This is a genomic window from Paranoxybacillus vitaminiphilus (assembly GCF_003259935.1).
Taxonomy (GTDB): Bacteria; Bacillota; Bacilli; order Bacillales; family Anoxybacillaceae; genus Paranoxybacillus; species Paranoxybacillus vitaminiphilus.
Window position 1 is genome coordinate 1 of sequence record NZ_QLMH01000032.1, and the last position, 14,680, is coordinate 14,680.

10 protein-coding genes are annotated in these 14,680 nt (G+C 37.7%); all 10 read right to left on the minus strand.

Annotated elements, in window-relative coordinates; genetic code table 11:
- Nucleotides 1–605 (minus strand): hypothetical protein (locus tag B0I26_RS17400; RefSeq protein ID WP_146612828.1); only part of this gene is annotated, 605 nt, incomplete at its 3' end.
- Nucleotides 606–733: 128 nt separating this feature from the next.
- Nucleotides 734–3,694, minus strand: a complete 2,961-nt coding sequence (locus B0I26_RS17405; RefSeq protein WP_111646628.1) for a type III restriction-modification system endonuclease — start codon at nucleotides 3,692–3,694, stop codon at nucleotides 734–736.
- A gap of 3 nt (nucleotides 3,695–3,697) precedes the next feature.
- Entirely contained in the window at nucleotides 3,698–5,533 is a 1,836-nt protein-coding gene (locus tag B0I26_RS17410) for a site-specific DNA-methyltransferase (protein ID WP_111646629.1), read from the minus strand.
- Nucleotides 5,534–5,546: 13 nt separating this feature from the next.
- Nucleotides 5,547–6,308, minus strand: coding sequence for a DUF4391 domain-containing protein (locus tag B0I26_RS17415; RefSeq protein WP_111646630.1), 762 nt, complete (start codon nucleotides 6,306–6,308; stop codon nucleotides 5,547–5,549).
- 5 nt (nucleotides 6,309–6,313) lie between these two features.
- On the minus strand, nucleotides 6,314–6,487 hold the full coding sequence (locus tag B0I26_RS18765; protein ID WP_245934842.1) for a hypothetical protein: 174 nt from the start codon (nucleotides 6,485–6,487) through the stop codon (nucleotides 6,314–6,316).
- Nucleotides 6,488–6,537: 50 nt separating this feature from the next.
- Nucleotides 6,538–9,555, minus strand: coding sequence for a helicase-related protein (locus B0I26_RS17420; RefSeq protein WP_245934843.1), 3,018 nt, complete (start codon nucleotides 9,553–9,555; stop codon nucleotides 6,538–6,540).
- Nucleotides 9,556–10,061: 506 nt separating this feature from the next.
- Nucleotides 10,062–10,307, minus strand: a complete 246-nt coding sequence (locus B0I26_RS17430; protein WP_111646631.1) for a hypothetical protein — start codon at nucleotides 10,305–10,307, stop codon at nucleotides 10,062–10,064.
- A gap of 84 nt (nucleotides 10,308–10,391) precedes the next feature.
- Nucleotides 10,392–12,887: a restriction endonuclease-like protein gene (locus B0I26_RS17435; RefSeq protein ID WP_111646633.1), complete on the minus strand. Its 2,496-nt coding sequence runs from the start codon at nucleotides 12,885–12,887 to the stop codon at nucleotides 10,392–10,394.
- Nucleotides 12,856–14,532, minus strand: coding sequence for an MrcB family domain-containing protein (locus B0I26_RS17440; protein WP_111646632.1), 1,677 nt, complete (start codon nucleotides 14,530–14,532; stop codon nucleotides 12,856–12,858). The genes B0I26_RS17435 and B0I26_RS17440 overlap by 32 nt, the downstream gene beginning before the upstream one ends.
- Nucleotides 14,471–14,680 (minus strand): hypothetical protein (locus B0I26_RS18490; RefSeq protein WP_220084989.1); only part of this gene is annotated, 210 nt, incomplete at its 5' end. The genes B0I26_RS17440 and B0I26_RS18490, both read right to left, overlap by 62 nt.

Sequence of the window (14,680 nt, forward strand, 5' to 3'; positions counted from 1 at the left end):
AATTTAGCACATTCTTTCAGAAAAGGGGAGAGGGCTTTCTGAAGGAATGTGCAAAAAAATGGCTCTTTTGTTCCGAAATAAAGTGATAATTTACAATAAGTTACCCTAGCATTAAAATCGTCTGTTAATTGAGAACTCGTCACATAATGAAGTTGTATCCTTTTTTCTCCATCTACATCTATGATTTCTTCATCATCATCAATATACATTTTTAGTACATTGCAAAATTCATCAAAATCTTGTTTGTTGCCAATTGTAGCGTAAGGGTTTGAAAGTAAACGTTCCATATCTGATAAAAATCCAGCAAAAGCGTCCTTATTATGTGCCTTTTTATATTTAGTTTGAATGATATGTAGCGTTTGTCCATCTTCAAACCAAGCGTCAACGGAATTATCTCCAGAACCAGAAAGTTCCATATCAAATTCGATCTCATCGTCTGATCGTTCAAATAAAAACTTCAAAATCCATTCTGTAAAAAGATGTCCCTTCTCTACTGAATTGGCCAAAGGATTTCCCTCAACAAATGTTTCAATATCAATCAGTAAATCTTTTTCTGTTAAGATGTTCGGAATTTCTCTTTTGCTTGTAGAGCTTTTGTTTGACACCACTTACCTCTCCCCTCGTATAAAAGCCTCTCATCCTTATACTACATAAATTTCAAAAAAAATCCTGTCGAACCCTGTCACAAAACCAAAAAAACAGAAGCCCTACAGCTTCTGTCTTAGATGAATTATTAACGGCTTAGTGCCCGGAGCATAAATTGATTCACATCTTTCTCCGGTCCGATGAATTCGATGTTGGTGCCGATCGCTTCGAAGTGTTTGCGGGCGAAGTCGATTTTTGCTCTTTCTTCGGGACGCAAAAATTCTTCAATTTCCGTGCCTTTTGTTTCAAGAACAAAATATAGTTTTTCTTCCCCATCTTTGTCAATGACAAGCGCCCAGTCTGGGTTGTACGAACCGATTGGGGTGTCGATTTTAAACCAGCTTGGCAGCTTGACGTATACTTTGACGTTTTCGTCGTTTTCAAAGCGCTGGGCGAAGCTTGCTTCAATATCCGAATCATAAACGACATAATCAAACGGTGACTTCTCGCTGCGAATGGCATTGTCGTTTAAGTAGGCCAGCAGCTCTTCGTTTTGGAACAATTCGACGGCATAATACGCATCGTCGCCGATTTTGTAATATTTGACACCGTCATTGAGCAATAATCTCATTTCCCGCTGGATGATTTTCGTCACTTCTTCAATAAACTTTTGCGGGTTGTTTTTAAAATCGTCAAGGCGCTTGCAGCCGGTTAAAATTTCCACAATCGTCTTCCGCGTTAAATTTGTACGATTTTGCAGTTCTGTTATAATATCCGGCAATGTATGATGAGCGGTAACATAATCTTCGACACGCTCACTCACCGTTTGCGCATGAATTCCTTCCACTTTGTCCATCGTCACTTGATCTTTTCGGCTTAAAATACGAATTTTATGAATCGGCGGCATTTTTTGAATGCTTGCAATGCTTTTCTTAATTAATTGTTCGCTATCGAATTCAACAGAATAGACAGTTTTATATTTTATTCTCTCCCACAACTGAATAAACTCTTCACTATCTAAAATCGCTTTATTCAATTGAACTTTTTTTCGATCGTTTGCATTTTTTATCGGCAAGCGTTGTAAATAGTGTCTTATTTCTTTTATAATCGCTTGTTTCCAAGGTTGAAACTCATCACTGAAGTTTAATTCATGCTTGTCTAACGCTTCTTTTAATGATGGCTTTGCCTTTCCATTTTCGTCAATATAATCATGTTGTTTCAGTTCTTCATATAATTTTGCCGACAACTCATACCCCATTTGCACAGGTTCTTCCGTATCCTTATCGATATAGACTAATTTCGCAAACACATGCTTTTCGAATTTGCCAAATGTCACTCCTGTCTCCTCTTCCATTTCCTTTTGCAATGAGGCAACAAATTCTTCATATGATTCATTGGCCATAACCGTTAACGTGTTGACGTTATAGTCTTGGACACGTTCCCCGTTTTGGTTTACCGCTAAACGTAAGCCGCGGCCAATCTCCTGCCGCCTTGATACATATGTCCCTGCTGAATCTTTTAATGTACAGATTTGAAACACATTCGGGTTATCCCATCCTTCACGCAGCGCCGAGTGTGAGAAAATAAAGCGAAGCGGCTCGTCTAAGCTTAATAAGCGCTCTTTGTCTTTCATAATCAAATTGTACACATCTGTATCCGCTTCTGTATTTCCCTTTGTATCTTTTAACCTTCCTTTTTTATCTTGCGCAAAATATCCGTTATGAACTTTCTCTACATCCATATCAACATCGATGTCATTAAATAATGTACGATATTTTGGCTTCTGAATTAATTTCTTGTATTCTTCTTCAAACATGATGGCATATTTTCCTTTAATCGGATTACCATCTTTATCATAATCACGATAGTTGGCCACCTTATCAATAAAGAAAAGACTTAACACTTTAATGCCGCGCGGTCTTAGACGCAGTTCTTTATCTAGATGCTCCTCAATCGTTTTGCGGATTTGATATCGTTTAATCGTATCGTCATCTATGTCGCCAATGGCATCGCCCACCCGTAAATAATGACCGTTTACTTCAATGGACTCATTTCCTTCTGTCCAATCAATTTGTTCCACCATATAGCCGCGGTACAATTCCCGTTCTCCAGAAATATCGTATAAATCGTCCCCATACTTCACTGTTTTCGTTGTTCGTTTCACTTTGCCGCGCGTTTCAACATCAAGTTCAATTTTTGCTTTTCCTTCTTTTACTTCTACTAATTTTATATAAGGGACGTTAAATGATTCTTCAGAACGGACGGACATTACTTCAATTTTCTTTACGAGTTTTTGATTATAGGCATCCACTGCATCAAGACGGTACACCATGTTGTATTTATCGACATGGGTAGCCGAATAACGCAACGTACATAACGGATTTAGCGATGCGATCGCCTCTTTGGACTTCGGTGTCGTATCGACACTTTGCGGCTCATCGATGATGACAATCGGATTCGTTTGTTGAATGAACTCTATCGGACGATAACCGTTTAGTCGGTCGTTCGTCCGATGAATGACGTTTGCTTTATCTTCTTTTTCCGGGTCTTCAAAACTTTTACGGAAGGCATCGATATTAATAATCATCACTTGAATCGTTGTTGCCGTCGCAAAGTTACGCACTTTATCGAGCTTTTGCGAATCATAAATGAAGTACTCTAACGGCGTACGGTTGTACAACTCGTCAAAATGCTCTTTCGTAATTTGCAATGACTTATACACACCTTCGCGAATCGCCACAGATGGCACGACAATGACAAACTTTGTAAAACCGTAATGTTTATTTAATTCATAAATCGTCCGTAAATAAACATACGTTTTCCCGGTCCCCGTCTCCATTTCGACAGTAAAATTCATGCCATCGAGCGTTTCGCTGCGCGGCAAACCGTTCTTCATTTGGATGGATTGGACATTTTTTAAAATTTCTTGAGGCGTAAGGTCTAAACGGTTTCCTACGCCTAAAGCTGTTTGAATCATCCCTGCTTCTTCTTGCGTACCATAATATACAGTAAAGTTGGACTGTTTCATTTGTTGGCCTTTAAAAATTTGCACAACGGAATCAATCGCCTGCTTTTGGTAGTCTAAGTCAGAAATAAACTTTAACTTCATGGCTTATACACTCCTAACGTCCGTGATTCCGTTCTTTTTCAATGTTTGAATCGCATTTGTTTTCACTGAATCATTGATGAAACCAGACTCTTTGAAAATAACTTTTGGTGTCATGTGCTCTGACTTATGTTTCATCATTTCATTGACAATGTCTAAGTCAATTTCATTTTCTAAGCATAATAAGACAGAACCAAAACCGACGTTGTAAATGGTTTTACCCTTATAGTCAATCTCTTCGATTGGCGTTGTCAGCGGCAAACCGATTTTCAGTAAAATTTCATACAGCAAGTCTTCTTTTGTACGGTCTTCTTTTATGTTATCCTGCAGATCGAAAAGGGTTTGTTCAAGATTTGCGAAGTCTGGGTCCCAAAGCTTGACGTTAGAAGAATCAAGTTTAAATACTTTAAAGCCAATATCTAAATCTATTTTCCCTGTTTCTTGAACGATTTTTTCACCAGCGCGGCGGATGCGTTCTTTTCCGATTTCACAAATATTTTTATATCCTGCTTTATACGCTTCTGATTTTTCGTCTGTTTTCTCCGGTAATTGCACCATGATAAACTTACGATTACCACCGTCTTCTGCATTTAACTGCATAACGGCATGGGCAGTTGTAGCAGAGCCGGAGAAAAAGTCTAAAATTAAGCCATCTCTATCTCCTATACTTAATAAAAATTTAATAAGTCCTATGGGTTTAGGATTATTAAATATATTTGCTTGGTTAAATGTGTTCGTCAATTGACGCTTCCCTTCACTATTTCTTTCTATATCAATTAGTAAAGAGCGTGGAACTTTTTCCCTCTCTTCTCCTTCCTCTCCTTCATTTAAATAAATTTTGTATTCTACTATCCATTTTCCATTTTTACCTTTTCGAATTTGGACTTTATTTTCTTTATATTTTTCTATGAACTTACTTTCTTCCCATTTCCATTCATCATATAGCTCTGTTCCATCTGGAGCAATGATTGTATATCTTAAATTCGGTCTAGGATCGTCTGGTCGCATACGTCTAAAATCTTTCGTTTTGAAAGGACCTAACGTATCTAAATATTCATCTTTACCCGTATACTCTTTTTTATCTTCATCTGATAAAGGAACTCTTAGTTTTTTTATAGAATTAATATTTTTTGCATAAACCAAGATATATTCGTGGTCAACAGCAAAATATTTTGAATCGTTTCCTCCACCAGCATGTCGTTGCCATACTAACTCTCGAAGAAAATTATCTTCTCCAAATACTTCATTCAGCAATGCTCTCAAATTATAAACCTCATTATCATCTATACTAACAAAGATTAAACCTTCATCAGCCAATAAATTCCTTGCCAACTTTAATCTTGGATACATCATATTCAACCAATCAGTATGAAATCTTCCATTCGTTTCTGTATTAGCCCTTGTTGTTTGCTCTGTCATTTCCTTGTAATTTTTAATATTATCACGGAAGTCATCTTTATACACAAAGTCCTTCCCCGTATTATACGGTGGGTCGATATAAATCATTTTAATCTTGCCAAAATACGATTTTTGTAACAGCTTTAGTACTTCGAGGTTGTCTCCTTCAATATAAAGGTTTTCCGTTGTATCCCAGTTTTTGCTTGATGCTTTATCCGGTCTAAGTGTTCCCGTTGATGGCGTTTGCGCGAGTTTCATTGCCTGCGTTTTGCCGTGCCATGTGAATTCATATCGTTCGTTCCGTTTTTCAATTTCTTCCCCAAGCACAAGTTTTAATTTTTCAAAGTCGATTTTTCCTTCGGTCACGACTTCCGGGAATAACTGCTTTAACGCTTCAATATTTGTTTTCACTAAATCGAGCGATTTTCCGTCTAGTTTTTCCATGATGGCTCTCCTTTCATTGCAATTGTTGCTTTAACTGTTCAACTTGCTTTGTGAGCTGTTGAATTTTCATATTGTATTCGACTTTTCGATTGAACTGCGTTTCTTTTTTCATTTTATTTTTCCATTTCGTTATTTCCGCTTCGTGTGCTTGGATTTGCGCAATGAGCTGCTGTACTTCTTCGTCTTCTGCAACGTAAAACGTTCCAACAGCCTTTGTATGCTGAAACGCTTGTACCGCTAAATGAATGTCTTTATAAAACCGAAAAAAATGAGAAAATGATATTTTCGTAATATGAATCGTTTTTATAAACTGATGGACCGTTTCGTCATCGTTGTCCAATTGAAACCAAGGAGTGTAATACGATTCTTCCAGTACAACCTGCGACATATCTACTTTATTTAATCGTTTTAAGCATGTACCGATTTGAAAGTTTCCTTGCTTTTCAAAGACAATGACGACAGGGTTCGGAAGTGCCCCTTGGATGATTTCACCGATGACAGGCAGATGATTGTCTCTCGCTTCCTCCCTCAGTTGAATCGTAATAAACATAACCCCTTCATAATGGTATTCTTCGTTGATAAATGGCTGGATATTGATTGTACTCGGGGTTAATAAATAACTTAATTCCATTCGTTCAATATATTTTGTGATGTAGTCTTTTTCTTTCTTGTTTAAATCGGCGAAATCATAGAACATCTTTTTATCTAATTTTTTATTGAGCGGACGAACTTTATCGTCCAGCCCAATCATACGGTAAAACGTTAATCCAGCCATCGTTCTCACCCTTTTATAATGAGATAAGAAATGATTTCAAAATCCTGCAAACTTGTATTCGCATTTGTCACAAGACTATCTAAGTTTCCTAAGCTAAAAATATTCAATGTCAATTGCTGATCGATTTTTCCAACGATATCTTCAACCGCTTTTTCTAACAGCGTTTTATATCGCCCCATGTCTTTACCGTGCTTCGTTTCTTCATAAAATGCCGCATACAGCTGTTGTTCTACTTCCTTTTGCCCATTACAAGCGAACGATAGATATCGAGAATTTTCTTGATATGGACATGGTTATATAACACTTCGCCGTCTTCTTTCACATAAATCAAATAATATGGATGAAGTGCGTTTTGTTCGCTAGACGCTGTAAAGTTATTGAGTTGTTTTAAGCAGAAAATGACTCCCGGCTTAATTTCTTCTCGAAGTTTTTCATTTTTATTCGTTGTAATACTAAATAAACCTAGCGGAGCCTTCTCGATTACATCTTTGTTTTTCTTCATGAAATTTAATAAATCCATTCGGAAATCATCCATCGTGAAATCCGTTAATGAAATATTCCCAGAAATATCTTCTAAATCAATGACTTCGTTTTGTAATTTTTCGAGTTGTTTCCGGCGATATTCTAAATCTTTCATTTCGTTGCTGTTGTCGGCGATAACGTTTTCTTCCCCGGTGGAAGAGATATCAAGAATGGTCATTCGGTCTTTGACCCTGCCGACTAGATTAATATATTCGTCTAACTCCATCGACGGCCAAAAGTTCACTAACTGAATACGTTCATTTTTACTTCCAAGTCGGTCAATACGTCCAAATCGTTGAATGATACGCACTGGGTTCCAGTGGATATCATAATTGACAAGATAATCGCAATCTTGCAAGTTTTGCCCTTCAGAAATACAGTCGGTTGCAATGAGAATATCAATCTCTTCCATCATATTCGGCATGACTTTTGCTCTCTCTTTAGAAATGGGTGAAAAGTTCGTTAACACGCTATTGAAATCAACTTTTTTCATCTTCAATGTTGTCTTCGGATGATCAGAACCTGTGACAACGGCAGAGTGCAGCCCGAAATTATGTAAAATCCACTGATGTAAGTTCTCATATAAATATTTTGCCGTATCAGCAAATGCTGTAAAAATTAATAGTTTCTTATTTTGGCCATTAATTGGATTTTCGATTTTATTTTTAATCACTTTTTTTAATGCCAATAATTTTTTATCGCGCTCAGGTGTAACCTTTTTTGCCTGTACGAGCAGCTTTGCTAAAATCTCGCGGTCATACAGCAAATCTTGCTTCCAGCGAATGAGATCCATGTCTTTCATTAATATTTTTACTTTGGATCCAATGAGCGCATCTTCTAATTCTGGGTCTTCAATATCAATCTCTGTAATATCTCCGATCGTTTCATTTCCTGGGTTATAGTTGTCAATTTTATCAATCAGTGAATCAATGTTATTAATAATATTTTGTAATGTTAGAGAAAACGAATGAATGCTGCTTTCCAAACGTTTTAATAAGTTCGATTTCATCAAATGTACAAGGCTATTTTCGCGGTCTGTTTGTCTGAAAATTCTTCCATTGGCAACTTTCGTATCGTATTTTTCGCTATAGACATCTTTCATGTGCGGCAAAATATATTGCATCGGCGAATAGACCGCTAATCGTAAACGCAATATTTCGTTATTAATTTTTTCAAGTGCTGGAAACTCATCTTTTTCATCAATCGTTTCCTTTATATTGATTGGCTTTAAACGCATTGGAAATTGACCGATATCTTTCACATTATAATATTTTTCAATATGCCGACGAGAGCGAGCAATCGTTAACGAATCAAGCAATGTAAAGTAATCCCAGCTTAACATATCTAACAACCGTTCTGTTGTGCGCTCTTCTTCAGGCAAGTTACTCCATTTGTTAAACTGTGACTGTGCCCGCCGAATCGTTTGGCTGATGCTTTTAATGTTTGCTGTTTCTGCTAGTGCTTTGTCGTTTCCTTCTGTAATAAAAGCAATTTGGTTTTTTAAATCGTCGAGCTTATTGTTAACCGGAGTAGCGGAAAGCATCAACACTTTCGTTTTTACTCCCGCTTTAATAATATCGTTCATCAGTCTTGAATATCTTGTGACGCGGTCGTTGCGCGGATCGTTATTGCGGAAATTATGAGATTCGTCGATGACGACTAAATCGTAGTTTCCCCAATTCACATGTTCTAAGTTAATGTCTCCGCTATAGCCGCGATCCCGTGATAAATCGGTATGGTTCAGCAAATCATAGGAAAAACGGTCTTCGGCTAAGATATTTCGTTTATCGTTTAAACGGTAAATCGCCCAGTTTTCTCTCAATTTTTTCGGTGCTAGTACAAGAACACGATGATTGCGCAATTCATAATATTTAATGACCGCTAACGCTTCAAACGTTTTTCCTAAACCGACGCTATCGGCAATAATGCAGCCGCCGTACGTTTCGATTTTGTTGATGGCACCAATCACACCATCGCGCTGAAAATCATAAAGTTTATTCCAAATCACCGTATTTTCAAACCCTGTTCTCGTTTGTAACGCCTCGTAATCTTTCGTATCTTGTAAAAAATCTTTGAAAAGATTGTAGAGTGTAACAAAGTAAATAAACTCCGGTGAATTTTCTTTATATAACACTTCTAAACGCCGTAATATTTGTTCTTTCACATCTTGTAATGCATATTCGTTGTGCCAAATAGCATCGAAATTGCGAAGGAGTTGTGTATTTGCTTCAATATCATCAACAATATTGTTAATGTATATATTTGAGGAGTTGCTGTAGCCTAATCCCGGACTTGAGAATGGCGCACCGCCAATCAGACCGATTTGAGTTCCGTCTTTGTTTTCGACATGATATAGTCCTCCTTGGATCCGCTGATTAGTGACTGACTTGATTTGTGCTTTTTGTTTCAACCATTTTGCAAATTCTTTAGCGATATAGGCTTGGTTTAACTCTACTTTATATTTTCGTTCTTCTTCAACCCCATACAACAAAGCTTCTTTTTTTTCCATTTGTTCCTTTAATAAGTTGCCGCCTTGTACAAAAGCAGGCTCTGTGAAAATAAAGCGAAACTCCTCTAACTGAGAAAGCTCTTTCTTTAATTCGACAAAAGCATATAAAGTAAAATGTGCAGCAGCAACGGATAACTTACTGCCCTTTGTAATATATTCTTTTAAGACATCTCCCACTAAACCACTTTGTTTATTATCAATAATTCCTCTCGACATCTTTCGATCTGAACTCCTTTATTCGAATGCCTACCACTTCAACATGTTGGGACGTAAAAATCATCTAAACATTCTTTTGTGTCGACATAGTCATATTATACTAAAATAAAAACCGGAAAATATGTCGAATTATGTCGATAAATAAGATATATACAAACACTTATTATAGAAATTTCTCCTCTATAAATGAACTCTCTCCCCACTACACTTAAATATGTGGGCTGACTCCATCTCTCCAATCAATTCCCTTCTAAAAACACAACCCCCTCCACTCTTTTTTTTGCCAAGGAGGGAGTGATCCCTGTGCGTTTAGGAAAATAGTTTGATTAAATATCCTAAAAAGATGCCGACAATCCCAAAATCCGACTTCTCAAACATTGTCCCTTCAAACTCAAGCGATCCTAACACGGATAGTAAGATCTCTAGTAAGAAAGAATTTAAAATTCATGGCAAATGCTCTGAAAACGACGCCTCATCTACCAACTTGCCCCATAAAAAAAGAGAGCTCACTCGCTCTCTTCCTCTTCATCGTCGTCATCAGGTAACAAAAAAGTCCCCCATTTTTTATAATGATCATTTGTCACCATTTTTTGGATTTCTGCCTCGATATCCTCTTCATCCGTAACCGGAAGCGACATCCCTGCATATCCCCAACCGTTTGACTCGAGCCACTCAATGAATGCGGCTAAAAATTCATCGTGCTCTTTGTCGCAGTTTACGATGTAGCCATCTAATCGGATGTCAAAACGCATAATGCTCTCTCCTCTCAGCTTGATCATCACAGTTTCTGCCATCGGGAATTATAACATACTGCGAATCACCTGGCATTCATCATCTCAGCCCATCACCCTCAAAATTTCCTTAAACACCACCGACGGCTGTTTCCGCAAATCATCCGCCTGCAACTTCTTGATTTCGTCCCCTTTCGTAATCACTAACTGATGATCGGCTAATTTAATGACGATGTCTTTGATTCGATATGCTTCAATTTTTGACGCTTTATCTAAGTATCGATCATCCAAATCAAACCGAATTCGATCGGATAGTCTCCTGAGCATTCTCCATAAAGTGATTTCCTCTTTAGATTTCATAAATAATTCTGGCAGCTCTTTTGCTTCTTTTAATGTGTTTAACGTTGTCATCGTGTAGACCGATATCCCATATCCAACAGGTCTCACAATGTCCTTTAAAAAATGCCAGCTTTCTATTTCAAATTTCACGTACTCTTCCAAACTATTTTTTGGTAATTCGTTAATCTCAAATCGTTTTACGAATTTCACATCGACAATTTTCCCATAGCAAGTAACCCCATTTACTGGGGCTGCTCCTTTTTTTGGATAAAGGGCAATATATGTTGCTTCTTGCCAACCTTTTTTTAATCGCTTCACAGGAATGTGATAAAAGCGGTGCTGGAGATGGGCACGGTAGTTTTGCTCGCGCGGGACCATGCCGACAAGGACTTTTTCATCTAGAGAAGATGTCCATTCTTCGATTGCTCCTCTTGGGAGAATGCCTTCCTTTTGTAGTTCCTCTGGGCTTTTTTCGACGAGCCGCTCAATGAGTTGCTCAACTAAGCGTGTCGCATTCGGCAAAAACGGCAGTCCGCCAATATTGACTTCATTAATGCTTTTGTATAGCTTATGTTCTTCGTAGCTATCCTCATCATACCAAGGGAATAACACATAAGCGCCAAATGCCGCTCTTTCGTACGGACCATTGTGGCGGACAACGAGGGAATCACGATAGCGATGCATCGTGTTAATATCTTCTTCCATTGGCCCTGGAAGTTGATAATTTCGATGATAGCTGCTTCCTTCAACCGCAAAATCAATGCGATATTTGGCATCGAAAATATAATTGTACGTATAGTTTCTTCCTTTCTTTTCAATTGCCAACATCGTATCGGGAATTTGCGGAATCGTCGGCAGTTTCCCTTCGTACTTTTGATAGGTGAGCGTAATTTTCTCGCCCGTATGCGGGTGCTCATATACTCTTGTCGCGGAGCGGTTTTTTTCTAAATTGACAAATAAACCAGTGCGATTGACTTGGATGATGTCCTGACTCACGAGCTTATACTTTTTCCCTAATATTTGTCCTAATTTCAGAAACGTCCAGTACTCATATAACGTCGCGACATCTTTAACAGACATTTGGTACAGCTTTCCTTGAAGAGCAAGACCTCGTGTAACAATTAAATAAATTTGAAAGGCGTCGCGATAACCAGGTGCCATCTGCAAAACAAGGCTCATCACAGAACGATCAAGCTTTCCGATTGGTTGCCAAAATCGATTTTTCGTTTTCTTTTCTAATTCTTTTTTCATGTTCGCAATCTTTGCAAGCAAATCAGTGTCTGGTTCGACTTCATATCGTTTGTTTTTTGACTCTACTTTTGCAAATAAATCAGTTAATTTATGAATCAACCGAGTTATCATCCATTTGACAAAACGGTTTTCCAATGTATCGTAAGTCAGTTCTTTTTTCATTTTTAATCCCGATATTGGCATCACAGAACGTTCATGAAGCATCAAGCCATTTGCGACTTCACAAAATAATTGCGGTCGTTTCCGCAAATATTGTCTCCCTTTTTGATCAAGCCGGCCAAGCTGATCCCCTCTCGCTTTTACATGGGTAGTGACGAGCTGATGATGCGGCTGTCGTTCAATTTGGTTGATCGCTTGCAGAAAATCGTGAAAATGCGCTTCCATCAGGCGGAAAAACTCACTGCGTGACGGCGTGCCGTCGAGTTTTGCTTTCGCCCGCTGATACGTTTTCTTGATAAAGTGGAAGGCAAGATTGTAAATTTCATCGCTCACTTCTTGTAATAGTTTTTGATAATCTTCTTTATAATTTAATTTCGTTGGAAAAATTTCGAGAGTCACTTCTAAGATCGTCTTGTTTCCGTTTCTTATTTCAAATGTGGAAAAGCCAACTTCATTTTGAAACTGCAGATTTCCCATTAGTATATAGTCATTGCCGATTTTTACTTTATCGATCGCTCTTCTTAATAACGGATGTTCATGATAAAATGTGAAATCGCCATCCATTTTCGGGGAAACGATTACTTGATAAATGCCGTTTTCAAAAAAGATCGGGCGATGTGTCGACCATTCGACTAACTTTTGTTGATCAATATCAAATACTTTTACTTCTTGGACACCTTCCCCTTCTACCGAAAACTCCATCCATTCATGAAAGTCCAGTTGACGGTATTGCTGTAACCCTTGATACTGTTCATGATACGGCTTTCCTTTTATAACAAGTGTTAAAAATTCGGTTTCAATATGGACAAGCTCAACATCCTCACGAACCAATCCAGAAGGAGGTAAAGCCATCATCCCTCAACCTCCTTAACATATCTAACACTTTGTTTGCACTTTTCGGATATTTCGTATATGTAAAGTCCAGAAGACCGTCGTATTCTTCATTTAATTCAATGTTCGTGCAAAACGTAAATAATTGTTCTAACGCCCGTTGTACTCTCGTATCACTTCCAGAGATTCTTGGTAAGATTTTCTGCAGTAGACAATGATCAAATGCATTTTCAAATGTCATCAACTGTCCTTCTTCGTTATAGGCAAGATAAAAACATATTTCGTCCCGAACACGATAGCCAACATGTGCTCCTAACGGTTGTAAATATTCATTGATTTGGACTAATTCAGTTGTTGCTTTTTCAACAATGTGAGGATATTGATGATAAACGTCTTTTAAATGTAAATATTTAGCAGTAAACACCTCTTGTTTTAACTGAATAGGCTCTGCTTCCTTTAATTCTTTTAAAAAATCTAGATGATTAAGTTGAACGCGGTTAAATTCGATCGTATTAGCCCTGTCTAACACTTTTTTACTGAAAGGGTGGGTTGTTTCATCCATATTGACCGTTCCGATGATATACACATTTGGTGGCAGGGAGATGTCCTGACCCGCTATTTCTTTTGCAAGAAGATTGGATGATACGATTTTTCCATTTTCCCAACGCCGACTTTCCATCACACTTAATACGTCGCTAAAATAATGCTCGACACGGGCTAAATTCATTTCATCAAGCAATACAAAATACGGATCTTCTTCATGCTGTTCCGCTTCAAGGATGACTTTTGTCAGCGGTCCAGGTTTAAATTCCCCTTTAATATCTACATAGCCAAGCAAATCCGAACCATCGTTCCAGTCAGGGCGCACGGGGATTAACGTGAACCGTCCGTTTTTCTCTGTCGCTCCGACGCTTTCCGCAAGCCATTGAACAATTTTCGTTTTCCCTGTTCCTGAAATACCCGATAAAATGACAAACGGCTTTGTTTTTAACGATAAAAATAAATTGATCACTTCTTCTTTTGTGTAATAAAAGCCTTTGCTGGAAATGTAAGAATAAATGTGCTGAACAATGCTTTGGTAAGAGAGATGTTTGAATTTCTTCATATTCGTTTTTATCTCCACATAATTTTCGTAGTATTGGATCATTTGTTGTAAGTCGCGCTGTAATTGCTCATCTGATGGCATTCTTTCAAAAGAGTAAGAGATATAAGCAGCTACAGATGGCTTATACTCTTTTGCTTTTTTACTTTCGCCAAGATTGAGTTCGTCATCTTTTTTGACGTTTTCGTTTAATGGGATGATCTGGCGAATCTCTTCATTAATCCTAAGCATTTCCTCTTTCGGTGTTTCGGTTACACCTTGGGCCAAAGTAAGATGAACTTTTTTCATATCATCACTAAACAAATAAACGATATAATAGCCTCGTTGTGTAGACGTGGTGATCGTTTTATTCATGATCGCAATCCAAGGAACATCCGTCCATACTCCTTGTCCTGTAGAACCTTTGACTACATATCGATCCTGATCAATGAAAGAAAATAGTTTAATTGTATTGGGAATTTCAGTGGTAACTAAACGGAAAATGGGATGATGTTTCGACAATTTATCTCTTTTTGCTTGTAAATAGTGCTGCATCACTTGTAAAAGTTGATTGCGCAAAGCCATTTTTTAAAACTCCTTTAAATGACGTCAAATATGTACAAAAATTGAAATATTTGGGTTCATCACCATAACTTGGGGTTGTTAATATAAAAATGAATATTTTTCCATGTATAGGTATAAAAAAAGCGAAAACTCTGGTATCGTAATTGTT